The organism is Ralstonia sp. Ralssp135, assembly GCF_047304345.1.
Classification (GTDB): domain Bacteria; phylum Pseudomonadota; class Gammaproteobacteria; order Burkholderiales; family Burkholderiaceae; genus Ralstonia; species Ralstonia chuxiongensis.
The window spans coordinates 106,882-122,798 of record NZ_JBGLYZ010000007.1; the positions used below are offsets into that span (position 1 = coordinate 106,882).

General features: G+C 65.6%; 14 protein-coding genes. 7 read left to right on the forward strand and 7 right to left on the reverse strand.

The window, feature by feature from the left end; genetic code table 11:
• Nucleotides 1-114 precede the first annotated feature (114 nt).
• The 3 genes from ACCD03_RS07975 to ACCD03_RS07985 all read right to left on the reverse strand — a co-directional run bounded on the left by ACCD03_RS07975 (nucleotide 115) and on the right by ACCD03_RS07985 (nucleotide 6,457).
• Entirely contained in the window at nucleotides 115-657 is a 543-nt protein-coding gene (locus ACCD03_RS07975) for a lipoprotein (protein ID WP_045202875.1), read from the reverse strand.
• A 95-nt stretch (nucleotides 658-752) separates the two neighbouring features.
• Nucleotides 753-4,667 carry a translocation/assembly module TamB domain-containing protein gene (locus ACCD03_RS07980; RefSeq protein ID WP_413411247.1) on the reverse strand — a complete coding sequence of 1,305 codons (3,915 nt, stop codon included), beginning with the start codon at nucleotides 4,665-4,667 and terminating at the stop codon, nucleotides 753-755.
• Between the two features lie 2 nt (nucleotides 4,668-4,669).
• The gene (locus ACCD03_RS07985) at nucleotides 4,670-6,457 is read right to left on the reverse strand and encodes an autotransporter assembly complex family protein (RefSeq protein WP_325649489.1); all 1,788 of its coding nucleotides are present in this window, start codon (nucleotides 6,455-6,457) and stop codon (nucleotides 4,670-4,672) included.
• Between the two features lie 237 nt (nucleotides 6,458-6,694).
• Here ACCD03_RS07985 and ACCD03_RS07990 point away from each other — a divergent pair, with 237 nt between their 5' ends.
• From ACCD03_RS07990 to panC, 3 genes are read left to right on the forward strand one after another with little or no spacing between them, the layout of a single operon-like run.
• Complete coding sequence (locus ACCD03_RS07990) at nucleotides 6,695-6,883, forward strand: DUF3460 family protein (RefSeq protein ID WP_325649491.1); 189 nt, start codon at nucleotides 6,695-6,697, stop codon at nucleotides 6,881-6,883.
• 39 nt (nucleotides 6,884-6,922) lie between these two features.
• Complete coding sequence (locus ACCD03_RS07995; protein WP_045202855.1) at nucleotides 6,923-7,804, forward strand: segregation and condensation protein A; 882 nt, start codon at nucleotides 6,923-6,925, stop codon at nucleotides 7,802-7,804.
• 38 nt (nucleotides 7,805-7,842) lie between these two features.
• On the forward strand, nucleotides 7,843-8,694 hold the full coding sequence (gene panC, locus ACCD03_RS08000) for a pantoate--beta-alanine ligase (RefSeq protein WP_045202854.1): 852 nt from the start codon (nucleotides 7,843-7,845) through the stop codon (nucleotides 8,692-8,694).
• A 50-nt stretch (nucleotides 8,695-8,744) separates the two neighbouring features.
• Here the strand turns inward: panC and ACCD03_RS08005 are convergent, their stop codons facing one another.
• Complete coding sequence (locus tag ACCD03_RS08005) at nucleotides 8,745-9,410, reverse strand: ParA family protein (protein WP_045202853.1); 666 nt, start codon at nucleotides 9,408-9,410, stop codon at nucleotides 8,745-8,747.
• 75 nt (nucleotides 9,411-9,485) lie between these two features.
• Nucleotides 9,486-10,982, reverse strand: a complete 1,497-nt coding sequence (locus tag ACCD03_RS08010; RefSeq protein WP_413411248.1) for a cobyric acid synthase — start codon at nucleotides 10,980-10,982, stop codon at nucleotides 9,486-9,488.
• A gap of 61 nt (nucleotides 10,983-11,043) precedes the next feature.
• Here ACCD03_RS08010 and cobU point away from each other — a divergent pair, with 61 nt between their 5' ends.
• The 4 genes from cobU to ACCD03_RS08030 are packed head-to-tail and all read left to right on the forward strand — an operon-like array spanning nucleotide 11,044 to nucleotide 14,569.
• Nucleotides 11,044-11,619 carry a bifunctional adenosylcobinamide kinase/adenosylcobinamide-phosphate guanylyltransferase gene (gene cobU / locus ACCD03_RS08015; RefSeq protein ID WP_325649501.1) on the forward strand — a complete coding sequence of 192 codons (576 nt, stop codon included), beginning with the start codon at nucleotides 11,044-11,046 and terminating at the stop codon, nucleotides 11,617-11,619.
• Nucleotides 11,616-12,596, forward strand: a complete 981-nt coding sequence (gene cbiB, locus ACCD03_RS08020) for an adenosylcobinamide-phosphate synthase CbiB (RefSeq protein ID WP_325649503.1) — start codon at nucleotides 11,616-11,618, stop codon at nucleotides 12,594-12,596. The genes cobU and cbiB overlap by 4 nt, the downstream gene beginning before the upstream one ends.
• Nucleotides 12,593-13,600, forward strand: a complete 1,008-nt coding sequence (gene cobD, locus ACCD03_RS08025) for a threonine-phosphate decarboxylase CobD (RefSeq protein ID WP_413411249.1) — start codon at nucleotides 12,593-12,595, stop codon at nucleotides 13,598-13,600. The genes cbiB and cobD overlap by 4 nt, the downstream gene beginning before the upstream one ends.
• A 12-nt stretch (nucleotides 13,601-13,612) precedes the next feature.
• Nucleotides 13,613-14,569 carry a cobalamin-binding protein gene (locus ACCD03_RS08030; protein WP_413411250.1) on the forward strand — a complete coding sequence of 319 codons (957 nt, stop codon included), beginning with the start codon at nucleotides 13,613-13,615 and terminating at the stop codon, nucleotides 14,567-14,569.
• 13 nt (nucleotides 14,570-14,582) lie between these two features.
• On the opposite strand, the gene cobC is transcribed toward ACCD03_RS08030, so the two are convergent.
• Entirely contained in the window at nucleotides 14,583-15,161 is a 579-nt protein-coding gene (gene cobC, locus ACCD03_RS08035; protein WP_325649509.1) for an alpha-ribazole phosphatase, read from the reverse strand.
• Entirely contained in the window at nucleotides 15,146-15,916 is a 771-nt protein-coding gene (locus ACCD03_RS08040; protein ID WP_413411251.1) for an adenosylcobinamide-GDP ribazoletransferase, read from the reverse strand. Before ACCD03_RS08040 ends, cobC begins: the two co-directional genes overlap by 16 nt.
• Nucleotide 15,917 lies beyond the last annotated feature (1 nt).

A 15,917-nucleotide genomic window follows, 5' to 3' on the forward strand; every position in this document is an offset into this window, starting at 1 on the left:
AGGGGGGAGGATGGGCCTTGGTGGTCCACTCCCCTTTCGTTCCCTGCCGGGGATGAAACAAAGGATGCACCACAAAAAAAAGACCACAGCCAAAAACCCAAACAACGAAAACCCCTAGCCCCCATTCAACCGATCATCACTCCGCGAAGTCGTCGTCACCTTCCCATCCGGCCCAAAGTGCACATTAAAGAACGCCCGTTCGGTAGCACTTTCCATCCACCGATACCCCCAAACCTCTTCCTGCTTCAGCTTAAACACCTCAACCTTCCCCGGCTTGCCCAGCATCCGGCGGATGTCGTCTTTGGTCTGCCCCACCCGCACGCGCCCAAAATTCTCGGCAGTCAACACTTGCTCGATCTTCTGCACGTGCCCGTCGGGCCCGATCGTCACCATCCACGTTGAAGTCCCTTCCGGCCCGCGCGGATACTCAAGCTGCCGCGTGCCGCCTTCGTTCTCCCAGATCATCTCGGGCTGGCCGGCGGTGGCCCTGACATCGTCTTCGGTGGATTGCCCCGCCACGATGCCCTTGAACAGCAGGTTGTCCGGCTTGGCCGATTGCCATGCTCGTTTGGCGGCATCGCCCACGCGATCCACGGCCTGGTCGACCTTCTGCTGATCACAGCCGAACAGCCCCAGCAATGAAGCCAGAACGCCCATGGTGACTCCCACTTGTGCGAATTGACGAAGATGCGGCATGGAACTCCTCGTGCGAAACATGTACCCGCCGCCATTCTGGCAGCGGGGCCAACCGATTACCAACGCTTGTTGAACAGCACCGACGCGCCGTTGATCGTGCCGCCGCGTGCCACCACCGACCACCGCCGCGAAAACTGCCACGTCAGTTTGACGATGGAATCGGCCGTCGACAGGCTCTGCTCGTAGCCAACCGTGATGCGCTCCGAGATTGCCTTGCCCAGGCTCACCACCTGCGGATCGGTCAAGCCAGCGGTGGACGGCCCGATCGAGAACTCGTCGAGCCCGAAGCGCCGCGCCACGTTCTTGCCGGCCACGTTGCCCAGCAGGCCGAGTGCCGCGCCGGACATCGCCTGCTGCTGGCCCAGGCCAGCGTTTGATGCGCTGTAGCCGAACATCAGCCAGGAGAGTTTGTCTTCATCGGGCACGTTGGGCTCGGAGACGAGCTTGACGCGCGGCTGACGCACCGTGCCGGTCACCTGCACGCCGGCTTCGACTTCCTGGTTACGCCGCATTGCGGTGATGTTGAACGACGGGTTGTTGATCGGCCCCACGAAGTTCAGCACGCCCTGTTCGATGGCCAGCTTGCGGCCGAACGCTTCGTACGTGCTGCCCTCGCGCACGTAGATCGTGCCGGTGCCGCGCAGGGGCACAAGCGGTTCGCTGTGCACGTGCATCTGGCCGCCAAGTGACAGGTCTGCACCCGCACCCTTGAAGCGGAAGTTGTCGCCAAAATCGACATCGACATCCACCACCGGGCTGAAGCGGCCAGCCGGCTTCTCTTCCCGCTTGACGCCGCGTTCGGCCTGGTTGCGCGCGGCATCGGCACGACGGACGATGACCACGTCGTCGCCAAGCGACGGCGCGCCGTCCTTTGGCAAATCGAACAGACCGCGGTCGACCTTGAACTTGCCGGTGATGGCCACTCGGTCGTTGTCGTTGGCGATACGCGCCTGGCCCGACAGCACCAGCGTGCGATCCGGATCGGCAAAGAGTTGCAGCTTGTCGGCAACGATGGAGCCTGCCAGGTTGGGATTCGCCTCGCCAAGCTGCACGCGGCCCTGCGCCCGCACGGTGCCGTCGCCGCCATGGAACACCACCTCTTGCAGGTCGACCACGTTCTGGTCGAGCGCCACGCGCACCACGCCCTTGGTCAGGCGGATGCCTTGGTCGTACAGCGCCACGTCAACGTCCTGGCCCGTCAGGAAGCCGCTCACCTTGGGCGCACCCACCGTACCGGCAAATGTCAGGCTGGCTGCAAGCTGCCCGTCCGTTGCGACGTCGGGCCCAAGCAGATCTCCAATGCTCTTGAGATGCGGCAGGCTGATCGTCAAACCGCCGGAAAGCGGCGACGAGGGCGCCATGAGCGCCAAGGTGCCCAGTCCGGGATCACGCACAAGCCCGACACCCGCATCGAGGTAAAGGTTGCCGACGCGCGTTGATTGCACATTCCCGCGCAGCCCGAGGCGCATGCCTTCGCCGCGCGCTTCCACGGTCGCTTCGGTCAGGCCCAGCGGCGTGAAACCACGGCCGGCGTTGATCGACAGATCGCCGCTGCGCCGGGCGATACGCGCCGTGCCGGTGGCCGTGCTGCCGAGATCCAGATCCCACTGGCCGTCGACGACGAGATCCGTGCGTACCGGCGGAGCCTGGCCCGTCCAGGTGCGCACAAGCTCCAGCACCTGCGCAATCTGCAAGCCATCGAAGCGGCCGGCGCTGCGCACGTGACCCTGGGTCGATTCGACTCGCTCGATGTGGATGGGCGTCTGGTCCAGTGTCAGGTCTGCTCGACCCATCATCAGGCGGCCTGGTGCCACCGATAGCTTCACAGGAGCCGTAAGCTGCAGGTTGGGCGCGCCCTGTGCCGACAGCGTGGAGATCGTGCCGTCCCAACCATCACCGTCCTTGCCGGGGGTGAGCGCACCGGCGCCTGCCAGCGCGAACTTGAACGGCTGGTTGCGTACGTTGCCGTCGGCGTCAGCGCGGAAGCGGTGGGCGCGGCGCGTACCGTCCAGCGTGGCATGCACTTCTCGCAACGACAGGCTCGGACCCGTCACGCGCTGCGCGGTCAGCTCGAACAGCAATGGCCCGTCGATCCCGTCGCGGATCTGCGCACGGCCGTTGGCGGTGTCGATCTTGTTCCCTTGATAGGCAAGCTGATTGGCGCGGAACGTGGCATCCACCTGCGGGCGCTTGATCGTGCCGGAGACATCGCCGGATAAGGTCAGCGCGCCGCTCACCCCAAGCTGCAGGCGTGCGAGCTGCGGCGCATCGACTTCGACATGCATGCGGTCGCCCGCCCCGCCAAAGCTGCCCCGCAGACTGGCTTTGTTGCCGGCCATGTCGAGCTTGGCGTCGCTGGGCAGCAGGCGTTCGCCGCGCACGTGGACATTGCCCTCGCCGGTCATCGGCAAGCCGGCGTAATCGCTATCGCGCACGGCAAACTTGACGGCGGCGTCAATTGGCTCACCGAGCGTCCCACGCGCGTCGAACTCGGCATTGATACGGCCCTTGGCCACCTTGGCCAGCCGCGACGGATCGAACTCCGCCAGATTGCCCTTGAAGGCAAAAGACTGCGCATCGTCGTGCTTGAGCGTGCCCGCCAGCGTGAGCCGCGAGCGCCCCAGCGACACCTGGGCGCTCTCCACCGCAACCTGCGCCGCGTCGAGCACGGCTTTCGCTTGCGCGCGCATGTCGCCACCCGCCAGATCAAGCGCCACACGTTGGGTGCCGCCTGCAAAATCCACGGTGATGGGGCCAGCAAGCTTCGTCTTCTCCAGCGATGCGTGCAGCGCCTGCAGATCGAGCTGGCGCACATCCACGCGCAAGGCGCCATGCCCCTTCCGCACATCGGCGCCACCCGTGAGCACCGCGCCGCCCAGCAGGCGCACATCCAGTCCGGTGAGTTGCTGATCGTTTTCGTTCAGCCGCACCTGCGCGCGCAGCGATTGCAGCGGCAGTTTCTGTTTGTCGAGCGTGCCGGCCTGCGCGTTGTCAATCTGGATGGGGCCGGCCACGGTCAGCGTCTTGGCCTTCTCATCTGGGCGCAGGTCGGCGTGGATCGACAACGATGCTTCTGGGGCGCCCGGCGCAAACGCACGCGGGTTCACATGCTCCGCCGACACAACTGCGCGCGACAGAGGCAACGCGCCGAACGGCGTGGCGTCAATCAGCGCCTGCGCGGTCAGCTTGGCGCCGGTGCCGGTCGCCTCGATATGCAACGCTTCCAGCGAACCCGACAGTTGTGCCGATACCGACGCGTCCTGTTTCTGCCCGTTGACTTCGAATTGCGTCGCAAGTGTTGCGGCGCCGGTGAGCGGATACGGCCTCGTGCCGGTCATGCGCAGCGTGGCCGCGAGCTTGCCGGCGGACGTTTCCATGCCGTCGAGCAGCACGTTGTGATGCGTCCCGTCGGTGTGCAGGCTGCCGGCAATCGATTTCAGTTCGGTGGTCGACGTGCCCTGCCGGATGGCAAGGCGATCGACTGCGAGGCGGTCCACATCCAGCGCCAGCGGCAACACCAGCGAATTGGGCGGACCACTCGGCGGTGTGGGCGGTGTCGGGTGCAGGATCACCTCGACATTGCCGGCACGGAGGTACGCGAAATGCGCATGCCATGGGCCACGCGTGATGGCCCAGCGGCCTTCCACATGATCGATGCGCACTTCCGTGCTGCCCGCGCGCACGTGCAGATCGCGCAGCGACACGCCCTCGCGCACCGTGCCGCCCTCCAGCTTGCCCGACACATAAGCGTTGCCAAAGCGCGTAGCGAGTGACCACAACTGTGCCGTGCCCGATTGCGAATGGATGGCCCAAACCAGCCAACCGGCGAGTGCCAGCACGATCGCTAACAGAAGGGCGATGAACACGCCGAACCAGCGCAGCATGCGGCGGCCCCAACCGCGCTTTGGACGCTCGGGGCGCGGTGCTTCGGGTTGCTCGGGTCCAGGCGTTTGCGGATCGGTCATCGTCATATTCAGAACGCGATGCCCAGCGACACGCTCGGCCGGAACTGCTTCTGCTGGATGCCGTAGGCCATGTCGAGCTGGATCGGCCCCACGGGGCTCTTCCAACGTACGCCGACACCCACACCGTTGAACCAGCGACGCTCCGACCAGTTGTCGGTGGCCGTGCCGGTGTCCCAGAACACGGCGGCGCCCCATTGCGGCAGGAACCAGCGTTGATACTCCAGCCCGCCGGTAACGAGGAACTTGGCCGGCAACGTGCTGCCGTTGACGTCGTTACCGATGCTCTGGAAGTCGTAGCCGCGCACCGACTGCGTGCCGCCCGTGCGGAAGCGCAGCGTAGCCGGCACGCCATCGCCGGAACCGGAGGTGATGACCGCGCCCAACTCACCGCGCGCGACGAAGATATCGCGCTGCCCCACCGGCACAAATTGGCGAATGCGGCTGTACGACCGCACGAACGATTGGTCCGTCAACACGCCTTTCACTGCCGCGCCGATCTGCGTGGTGATGATGTTGCCGCGGCGCGGGAACAGCGGGTCGTCCACGTCGCGGCGCGTCCACGCGAAACCCGGGACGAGCGCCTTGCTCAACTGCCGCTCGGCGCCATCGGGCCGCAGGTCGTCGTAGTAGAAATCAACGGTGAACGACGTCTCATAGATGCCGCGCACACGCGTCTGCTTGAAGCCGGAACGATAGCTGCGCGTGTCGGTGCCCGAGGTATCGGTGCGGTCCATGCTGGTGTAGAAGCTATTGACGTATTGCTTGTCGTCGGGCGGCACGGTCACGCCGGCAAACAGGTACTGACGGCGCTGTTCGATGCGGGCTTGCGTGTCGAGCACCCATGCCTTGCTGAACAGGTTCAGATATTGATAGCGCCCTTCCACCGACGCGCCCGTGTCCGTGCCGTAACCCACGCCACTGGTGATGCGGTTGGGCGGGTACTCCCGCACGCGCACACGCACCGGCGCGTTGACCGGGTTCTTCGGGTCATCGCCCAGGTCAACGATGGCATTGGAAAAATACGGCTGCCCTTGGATGGCGGCCTGCAACGATTGCAGTCGATCAGCAGAGTAATCCTCACCCACGCGCAGCGAGTTGACGTGGTTGATGATGCTGAGCGGATAACGCGACAAGCCCTGCACCTCCAGCGGCCCCAACGTGTAAGCCGGACCGCTGTCATAGCCCACCGACAGGTCTGCCTTGTTTTCGTCCGGATCGACACGCGCCTGCGATGACGTCTGCTTGGCCGCGTAATAACGTTTGCTCTGCAGCGCGGCCAGACCGTCGTCCTTGGCCTTGTCCCAGCCCGACTGGCGGAAGGCCATGCCGTGCTGCAGGCTCCACGACTTTCTCAATTCGTCGATGCGCCTGGCGTCTTGCGTGATGGCCCCGGTAAAGTCGAGCGCCACGGTGTCGATGGTTGTACGCGGGCCGGGCTCGACCTTCACGTTGACCACGCGTTGGTCCGGCGGGCCGTCCAGCTTCGCGGTCGCCTTCGGCACGAAATAGCCCTCGGTGGCTGTCAGCTTGGTGACCTGGTCGCCAATGGTCTCGACCATGTACTGGAGCTGGTCGTCAGTGATGTCCTTGCGGTCTTTGTAGCGCGACAGGTCCAGATGGCGCTCCAGCAAGTCGCGAATGGACTTCGGCGCATCGATCTTGACGTCGTATTCAGCGTGCGCCGGGGCGCAGGCGAGGGACAGCACAAAGCCGGCCGCCAGCGCGGCGGCGGGCAAACCCAGGAAACGAAAGCGTGGTGGTCGTGACGGTCGCGATGGTCGATTGGAGCCGGTCATCGTGGCAAGCGTGGCGCCGCCCCACGGGCCGGCTGAATCGAAGGAAAGGCGTATTTGACCATACCGGGCCCGGCGGGTGCCCAGGCAAATGCAACGAATGCGGCCTTCCGGATCGGCCGGAAGGGCTTCGCACGTGCCGTGCCCAAGGCCGTTAGCACGGCCAATACGGTAAAATGCGCCGGTTTTCCGCCCGGGATCTTTCCGTGCGGGCAAGATCACCCAACATCACATACCGCCATGGCCCTGTACAAGTCCGAGATCACCCAGTTCCTGGAAGAACTCAAGACCCAGAAGCCCGACCTGGAAGCGCAGCAGCGCCAAGGCCGGTCCCTGCTGTGGGATAAGGACCCGATCGACCTGGAAGAGCGTGCGCGTGCCAAAGCCGCCCGCGTGCCGCAAAAGCCGTACGTCTACTCGCTGGACTGATCGGCCGACCGGCCCTCGGCCCGCCTGGCTCACCGCCGCATGACCACTTCCGCGCAGGACAAGCTGCCACTGCCCGTCGAGCTGCCCAGCGTGGCGCCCGATCAGGACTCCACGCCCGCGCAGGTCGACGGCCTCGCCTTTGCGCGGCTCTACGGCGAGCCGCTGTTCAAGCTCCCGCAGGATCTCTACATCCCGCCCGATGCGCTCGAGGTTTTTCTCGAAGCGTTTGAAGGACCGCTGGACTTGCTGCTGTACCTGATCCGCCGCCAGAACTTCAATGTGCTGGACATTCCGCTGGCGCAGGTCACGCGGCAATATCTGGCGTACATCGAGCAGATCCGCACGACCAACCTTGAGCTGGCTGCTGAATACCTGCTGATGGCGGCCATGCTCATCGAGATCAAGTCGCGCATGCTGCTGCCGGTCAGGAAGACCGACGAAGGCGCTGAGCCCGAAGACCCGCGCGCCGAACTGGTGCGCCGCCTGCTCGAGTACGAGCAAATGAAGCTCGCCGCGCAGAAGCTCGACACCGTGCCGCAACTTGGCCGCGATTTCCTGCGCGCGCAGGTCTATATCGAGCAAAGCCTCGCGCCGCGCTATCCCGACGTCAATTCCGACGACCTGCGTGTCGCCTGGGCCGATGTGCTGCGCCGAGCCAAGCTCACGCAGCATCACAAGATCTCGCGCGAAGAGCTGTCCGTGCGCGAGCACATGAGCCAGATCCTGCGCCGCCTGCAGCACGCGCGGTTCATGGAGTTCACCGAGCTGTTCGAAGAAGCGATCCAGTCCGGCAAGGGCGCACCCGTCGTGGTCGTCAACTTTGTCGCCATGCTCGAGCTTTCGCGCGAATCGCTGCTCGAAATCACGCAGGCCGAACCGTACGCGCCCATTTACGTGCGCCTCGCCTATTCTCCGACGTAATTCGTCCGACCCGACCCGGGCCGCATCACACAACAACTATGAAAGTCATCTCGTCGATCCAGGAATTGCGCGACCAGTTGCGCGGCCAGAACCGCGTCGCCTTCGTGCCGACCATGGGCAACCTGCATGAAGGCCACCTGAGCCTGATGCGACTGGCGCGCCAGCACGGCGACCCGGTGGTGGCGTCCATTTTCGTGAACCGCCTGCAATTCGGTCCGAACGAAGATTTCGACAAATACCCGCGCACGCTGCAGGACGACATCGAGAAACTGCAAAAGGAAGGCGTGTACGTGCTGTTTGCACCCACCGAGCGCGACATGTACCCAGAGCCGCAGGAATACCGCGTCGACCCACCACACGACCTGGGCGACACGCTCGAGGGCGAATTCCGCCCCGGCTTCTTCAAGGGTGTCTGCACGGTGGTGATGAAACTGTTCTGCTGCGTGCAACCGCGCGTGGCCGTGTTCGGCAAGAAGGACTACCAGCAGCTGATGATCGTGCGCCGGATGGCACATCAGTTTGCGCTGCCGGTGGACATCATCCCCGCCGAAACGGTGCGCGCAGATGACGGTCTGGCGCTGTCGTCGCGCAACGTCTACCTGACTAACGAAGAGCGCGCCGAAGCGCCCGAGTTGTACCGCACGCTGCACCAAGTACGTCAGGACGTGCTGGAAACCGTGCTGCAAGGCCAGGCTTCGCACGAAGAGGTGACCACCAAGGCGATGGAGTATCTGCGTGGCCGCGGCTGGCAGCCCGACTACGTGGCCGTGCGCCGCCGTTCCGACCTGCAGAAACCGACGCCCGAGAACATCGCTGCCGGCGAGCCGCTGGTCGTGCTGACCGCCGCGAAGCTCGGCAAGACGCGCCTGATCGACAACCTCGAAATCTGAGCGACGCAGCCTCGCCCCACAAAAAAGCCCGGCAATTACCGGGCTTTTTTTCATGCCGCCGCAGAAGAGTCGGCCACGTGGGCCTGTGGAGGCGATTCACCCAGCCAATCGAGAATGCCGCTCCACTGCTCCACATCCTTGGCCACGCGCGAGGGCGCCACGTCCCACAGCGTCAGGCCGTGCGCGGCCAATTGCACGTAATTCTGGGTATCGCGCAGGTAGCCGAGGATTGGCACCTCCAGCCCTTGCACGAAACGCTGGAGCTGTTCAGCGGCGCGTGTGCGCATATCCACACGCATGCCGACCACGCCCAGCTTGACCTCGCCATGGCGCACCGGCTTTTCATCGGCCAGTTTGCGCAGGAAAGCTTGCGTGGCAAGGATGTCGAACATGGAAGGCTGCAGCGGCACGATCACGTAGCCGGACATCTTCACAAGATCCCCCAGCCGCCAGCCATGGAGGCCCGCCGGCGTATCGAGCACCACGTGCGTTGTACCCTTGGGCGGCTTGGCGATGTGATCTGCGTTGATTTCCCACGTGCGGATGGGCTTGGCGGTTTCGGGGCGCAAGGCGAGCCACTCGCGTGAGGACTGCTGGCGATCGGTGTCGCCCAGCATCACGGCGTGATCCCGCGCCGCAAAGTAGCCGGCCAGATTGGTGGCCAGCGTGCTTTTGCCCACTCCGCCCTTCGGATTCGCTACAACGGCCACCGGCATGCCTGCCTCCTTGCGCTCGTCGAATCATGTGCCGAGTTAGTCACTCAGCAGATCTATCCATCCGGTAATTATGGCTCAGCCTGCACGTGGCAGCGTTCGGAACAGCGTAGCGAGGTCCAGATGCGCTTCGCACGTGTCGGCAAGACGTTCGAGCGATGCCTCACGCAATGCGGCGTAGTCCTGCGCCTGCGCAGCGCGCACGCCGGCCCAGGCAAGCAACGCTCCGCACGCCTCGGGCGCGTCGAACAAGCCGTGCAGGTAAGTCGCGAGGATTTGCCCGTCGGCGGAGATCGCGCCATCTGCGCGGCCATCGTCGAGTTGCACGGCGGGGCACGCGAGCGCCGCGCCCTCGGTCACGCCCATGTGGATTTCGTAGCCGGCGATGGCCGCACCGCTTTCCGCCAGAGTGCCGCGCACCTGACGCAACTGCTTGGCGGCCTCCAGCGTGGTCTCGAAATCGAGATAGCCGAAACCCTCGACGCTGCCAGCTGCGCCTTCCAGCCCGTGCGGATCATGCAAGCGCCGCCCCAGCATCTGCATGCCGCCGCAGATACCGATCAGCTTGCCGCCATAGCGCAGATGCCGCGCGACGGCCGCTTCCCAACCGTTGGCGCGCAACCAGGCAAGATCGGCCTGCACGCTCTTGCTGCCGGGCAGGATGATGAGGTCGGCGGGCGGAATCGGCTGGCCGGGGCCGACCAGTCGAACGTCCACTTGCGGGTGCGCGCGCAGCGCGTCGAAATCGGTGTGGTTGGACACACGCGGCAACACCGGAATGACGACGCGTAGCGCATCGGCTGAGGCTGCGCGCTGCACGGTCTGCACCGCGTCTTCTGCGTCGAGGTGCAGGCCGTGCAGATACGGCAGCACACCCAATACCGGCTTGCCCGTCTGCGCGGCCAGCCAGTCGAGCCCGGGCGTGAGCAGAGAAATATCGCCGCGAAACCGGTTGATGATGAACCCGCCCACGCGCGCACGTTCGCTGTCAGACAAGCAGGCCAGCGTGCCAACAAGGTGCGCGAACACGCCACCGCGATCGATGTCGGCGACGAGCACGACAGGGCAATCGACGGCCTCGGCAAAACCCATGTTGGCGATATCGCGGTCGCGCAGGTTGACCTCCGCCGGGCTGCCAGCGCCCTCCACGAGCACGAGGTCGTACTGCGCGCGCAGCCGCGTGTGCGATTCGAGCACGGCGGCCATGGCGGTGGGCTTGTAGTCGTGATACGCGCGGGCATCGAGATCACAGCGCGGCTGGCCGTGGATGATGATCTGCGCGCCCGTGTCGCTGTTGGGCTTGAGCAGCACGGGGTTCATGTCGACCGTGGGTGCGACGCCCGCCGCCTGCGCCTGCAACGCCTGGGCGCGGCCGATCTCGCCACCGTCTGCGGTGACAGCGCTATTGAGCGCCATGTTCTGCGGCTTGAAGGGCGCCACGCGCACACCGGCGCGATGCGCAACGCGGCACAGGCCGGCGACCAGCGTGCTCTTGCCAGCGTCGGACGTGGTGCCCTGGATCATCAGCGTGCCCCGAAGCGAGGCCGGCGGCACAGGAAATGGAGCTTTCGACATGCGCGGATTATCGCACCCACCTTGTTGTGCCTTGCCGCCGCGCCCTCGCTAAAATGCTGGAATGTCACGCCGCCTCACCCTCGTCCTCGGTGGTGCCCGTTCGGGCAAAAGCCATCACGCCGAACAACTCGCGCTGCAATGCGCGGGGCCCGTCACGTACGTCGCCACCGCCGGCGAGGGCGATGAAGAAATGCAATTGCGCGTGGCCATGCACCGCGCGCGCCGCCCAGCTGAGTGGGCGCTGGTCGAAGAACCGTTGCACTTGGCCGAAGCGCTCTACACACACGCGCAGCACGGTGGCTGCGTGCTGGTCGATTGCTTGACGCTGTGGCTCAACAATCTGCTCTTCTCAGAGCACCACGAATACCCCGAAACAGGCCTCGTCACGCCACCCAAAGCCTGGACAGCCGAGATCGATGCGCTACTCACCGCGCTGCCGTTGCTGCCCGGCGAGGTCATCCTCGTGAGCAACGAGATCGGCTTGGGCGTGGTGCCGATGGGCGCTGTCACACGTTTCTACGTGGACGAGCTGGGCCGGCTGAACCAACGCCTCGCCACGCTGGCCGACAACGTGCATCTGCTGGTGGCCGGCATTCCGATGGTGGTGAAAGGGCCGGCACTCGGCGCTTCAACGTGAGCGTGTCTCCTGGCGGCGTATTCGATCTTGGCTGGCCCCTCGTGACGTTGGCCACGCTGGCGGGCGTGCTACTCGACCGGCTCTTCGGCGAGGTGCCGCGCTGGCATCCGCTGGTCGGCTTCGGACGCATCGCCACCGCGATTGAGCGCTGCATGAACCGCGCACCGGCTGCGTTCGCATGGTCGCGCATCGCCGGTCTCCTTGCATGGGCGGGCACAGTGTTGCCGTTTGTGCTGCTGGCGGGATGGCTCGCCGTCATGACGCGTGATGTGTCGCCCTGGCTGGTGGCAGCGCTTGATGCCATCGCGCTCTATTTCGCCATCGGGGCGCGCAGCCTGCATGACCACATCGCGCCGATCGCGCTTGCGTTGCGCGATGCGGATCTGCCCCGCGCACGTGCCCTCGCCTCGCGCATCGTCTCGCGTGACCTCACACAAGCCGCGGATGAGCCCATCGCGCGCGCCGCCGTGGAATCTGCGTTGGAGAATGGCAGCGATGCCGTCTTCGCGCCGCTGTTCTGGCTTGTGGTGGCGGGTGCGCCGGGCGTCGTGCTGTATCGGTTGGCCAACACGCTCGATGCAATGTGGGGCTACCGCAATGCGCGCTTTACCGGCTTTGGCTGGGCGGCGGCCCGCATCGACGATGTGGCCAACTGGATTCCCGCGCGACTCACGGCAATAAGTTACGCGCTACTCGGCCACACCGCCGATGCGCTGCGCTGCTGGCGCACGCAAGCCCCGCAATGGTCGAGCCCCAACGCCGGTCCGGTGATGGCCGCGGGCGCGGGCAGCCTGCGCGTTCAGCTCGGCGGAGCAGCACGCTACGAAGGCGTGGACGAAGCCCGCCCTTCGCTCGGCACCGGAGAAACGGCGGCCGCAGCCGATATCACGCGGGCATTGACGCTCGTGTCGCGCACGTTGTGGTTGTGGCTCAGCGCACTCGGCTTAATTGCGGCGTTGGCGTGGGGCCTCGCGTGAACGCCATCGTCCACGGCGGCAATCTCGCGGCCGCACGCGCGCTGTACGGAGAGCCTGCCGGCGGCTGGCTTGACCTGTCCACGGGCATCAACCCGCACGGCTACCCCATCCCGCCGATCCCGCCCGATGCGTGGCTGCGCCTGCCCGAAGACGATGGCCTCGAAGCGCAGGCCGCCGCGCACTACGGCGTGATCGACGCGAGCGCCGTGCTGGCGGTTGCTGGTTCACAAGCGGCGATCCGCACGCTGCCGACCCTGCTGCCGCGCGGGCGTGCCGGCATCGCGCAGATCGGCTACAGCGAATACGCGCCCGCCTTTGCGCGTGCCGGCCACGACGTCGTGCCGCTACCTGAAGCCGCCTTCCTCGGCGACCTGCCAAACGACGTGCAGCACTTGGTTGTCGTCAACCCGAACAACCCGACGGCGCGCGTTCTGCCCGCAGAGACCCTGCGCGATTGGCACACGCGCCTGCATGCGCGCGGCGGGTCGTTGATCGTGGACGAGGCATTCATCGAAGCGTTCGACGATGGCCCCACATTGGCGCCCCTGGCTGGCGTGCCGGGGCTCGTCGTGCTGCGCTCGATCGGAAAGTTCTACGGGCTGGCGGGCGCCCGCATCGGCTTCGCGCTGGCGGCGCCTGAGCTGCTGTCCGCGCTGCGCGAGGCGCTGGGGCACTGGACGGTCAACGGCCCGGCCCGTGCCGTGGTGCGTGCGGCGCTTGCCGATACCGCCTGGCAAGTTTCAACGCGCGCCCAACTGCGGCATGCGGGGGCGCGGCTTTCGGCGTTGCTGGATCGCCACGGCCTGCCGAATGCCGCCACACCGCTGTTTGCCTGGGCACACGCCCCACATGCGCGGGCGCTGCATGCAGGCCTAGCGCGCCTCGGCATCTGGACCCGCCTGTTCGATGCGCCCATCAGCGGCTTGCGCTTCGGCCTGCCCCCGGATGAAACCGGATGGCAACGCCTTGCCGATGCGCTAGCATCGCTGTCGCACTCCGCTTGACCTGCCCCCCCGATGCCCGTTCGTCTCTCTTGTCTTGCCCGTCGCCTGTGCGCACGCAGCCTCTTCGCACTTGCGCTCACGATCGCAGCCGCACCGGCATTTGCCACCATTTCCGTCACGGACGATAGCGGCGCCACCGTTACGCTGCAGCGCCCCGCGCAACGCATCGTCAGCCTCGCCCCGCATGCGACCGAGCTGCTGTTCGCGGCTGGCGGCGGTGCACGCATCGTCGGCACCGTGGCTTACAGCGACTACCCGCCTCCCGCGCGCGACATTCCTCACGTGGGCGATAACCGCTCGCTCGATCTGGAGCGCATCGCCGCCCTCAAACCCGATCTGGTGGTGGTCTGGCGCCACGGCAACGCGCAGAAACAGATCGACCGGCTGCGCGCGCTGGGCATTCCGCTGTTCTTCTCCGAGCCGCATCGCATGAGCGATATCCCGCGCTCGATCGAGGCACTCGGTACGCTGCTCGACACTCGTGCCAGCGCGCACGACGCGGCCCAGCAATTCCGCCAACGCGCCGATGCACTGCGCCAGCGCTACGCGAGCCGGCCGCCGGTTTCGGTGTTCTACCAGGTATGGGAACAGCCGCTGATGACGCTCAACGGCCAGCACATCTTCTCTGACATGCTGGCGCTTTGCGGCGGCCGCAATGTGTTTGCCAGCGAGCCCTTGCTGGTGCCGACCGTTTCGCCCGAGGCCGTCATCGCAGCAAACCCTGAAGTGTTGCTGACCGCGAGCATGGGTGCCACGCAAGGCAGCCGCCCGATCGATACGCTCGACGCGTGGAAGCGCTGGCCGCAATTGCTGGCCGTGCAGCGCGGCAACCTCTTCACCATCAATGGCGACCTGATCAACCGGTTCGGACCACGCCTGGTGGAAGCGGCAACGCTGTTGTGCGAAGACTTGGAACAAGCCCGCATGCGGCGCCTCGGTTCACCAACCACCAACGGGTTGAGTCGCTGAACGGCGCCGCTGGTCAGCGGCTCCAGAACAGCAGCACCGGTAACGCGTCGGGCTGCACGCGAAAGCCGCAGGCCGCCCCCCATTGCAGCGGCCATTGCAGCGTCTCGGCCAACGGCCGTTGCAACCAATGCGACGCCAGTGCACGCATACAGCCGGCATGCGTCACCGCCCACACGCAAGACGCCGGCGTCGCGCTTGTTGCCTCTGCCCAGGTCGTCATGCGAGCCAGCAAATCCGCCGCCGACTCCCCGCCATGCGGATTGCCGTGCACAAGATCACGCGCCCACTGGTCAATTTCCGCGCGCGGGATGTCATCCCACTGGCTGCCTTCCCAGGCGCCAAAATCGAGTTCCATCAATTGCGCATCGATTTCGATCGTGGAAAGTTGCGCCGCTTCCGCTAAGGCTTCGGCAGTCAGGCGGCTGCGTTGCAATGGACTCGCCAGCAGACGATGCGGGGGGTGGGCGCTGAGTTTCTCGACGATGGCCGAAGGTTCAGGGTCCATCGGCGAAGCCAACTCCAGATCGGTGCGGCCATAGCAAAGACCCGCCGTCATGGCGGGCCGCGCGTGGCGGATCAGGATGACATCCATGCCAGCACCCCCCACAGAATCAGCAGTTCGAAAATCTGCTGCGCCATGCCCAGGCAATCGCCCGTGATACCGCCGATGCGGCGCACGAAATATCGACCCAGCAGCCAGCGCGCAACGACCAATCCGCCAGCAATGAGCGCCATGCACATCGGCCCAAACCACAGTAAAGGCGCGATGCCGAACATGCAGGACCACAAGGCATCGCTCCATCGCATGCGTTGCGCAACCGGTTTGGCCTTGCCTTCAGCGCGCACGTAGTCGTGGGTGAGCAGGTAGCTGACGGCCGCCGCACGGCTTGCGGCATGCGCGCTCACCATTGCAACGAGGATGGCGAGGCCATGCGGCGCCATCGCGCTCAGCAATTGCCACTTCAGCAGCAACGCCATGCACACGGCAATCGCCCCGAACGCACCGATGCGCGAATCGTGCATGATGCGCAGCCGATCTTCCGCCGTGTAGCCGCCGCCAAAGCCATCTGCGCAATCGGCCAAGCCGTCCTCATGAAACGCGCCGGTCAGCAACAACGTAGCCACCATCGACACGGCCACCGCCACACCGGGCGTGGGCACCGTGCGCGACACGAGCCAATAAACCGCGGCTGCCACGGCGCCCACCAACCAGCCAATCAGCGGAAAGTAGCGCGCCGCGCGATTCAACCCAGCTTGCGAGAACCCGATCGACGCCGGCACAGGGATGCGGGTGAAGTACCCGACCGCTGTCCACAGCGCCTGCCAATGTTCACGCAGGGCGTTCATG

What these genes read in the sequence shown, in the direction of transcription:
- ACCD03_RS07975 (WP_045202875.1), bottom strand. Translation starts at nt 657, where the DNA reads ATGGGCGTTCTGGCTTCATTGCTGGGGCTGTTCGGCTGTGATCAGCAG.
- ACCD03_RS07980 (WP_413411247.1), bottom strand. Translation starts at nt 4,667, where the DNA reads ATGACGATGACCGATCCGCAAACGCCTGGACCCGAGCAACCCGAAGCA.
- ACCD03_RS07985 (WP_325649489.1), bottom strand. Translation starts at nt 6,457, where the DNA reads ATGACCGGCTCCAATCGACCATCGCGACCGTCACGACCACCACGCTTT.
- ACCD03_RS07990 (WP_325649491.1), top strand. Translation starts at nt 6,695, where the DNA reads ATGGCCCTGTACAAGTCCGAGATCACCCAGTTCCTGGAAGAACTCAAG.
- ACCD03_RS07995 (WP_045202855.1), top strand. Translation starts at nt 6,923, where the DNA reads ATGACCACTTCCGCGCAGGACAAGCTGCCACTGCCCGTCGAGCTGCCC.
- panC (WP_045202854.1), top strand. Translation starts at nt 7,843, where the DNA reads ATGAAAGTCATCTCGTCGATCCAGGAATTGCGCGACCAGTTGCGCGGC.
- ACCD03_RS08005 (WP_045202853.1), bottom strand. Translation starts at nt 9,410, where the DNA reads ATGCCGGTGGCCGTTGTAGCGAATCCGAAGGGCGGAGTGGGCAAAAGC.
- ACCD03_RS08010 (WP_413411248.1), bottom strand. Translation starts at nt 10,982, where the DNA reads ATGTCGAAAGCTCCATTTCCTGTGCCGCCGGCCTCGCTTCGGGGCACG.
- cobU (WP_325649501.1), top strand. Translation starts at nt 11,044, where the DNA reads ATGTCACGCCGCCTCACCCTCGTCCTCGGTGGTGCCCGTTCGGGCAAA.
- ACCD03_RS08030 (WP_413411250.1), top strand. Translation starts at nt 13,613, where the DNA reads ATGCCCGTTCGTCTCTCTTGTCTTGCCCGTCGCCTGTGCGCACGCAGC.
- cobC (WP_325649509.1), bottom strand. Translation starts at nt 15,161, where the DNA reads ATGGATGTCATCCTGATCCGCCACGCGCGGCCCGCCATGACGGCGGGT.
- ACCD03_RS08040 (WP_413411251.1), bottom strand. Translation starts at nt 15,916, where the DNA reads ATGAACGCCCTGCGTGAACATTGGCAGGCGCTGTGGACAGCGGTCGGG.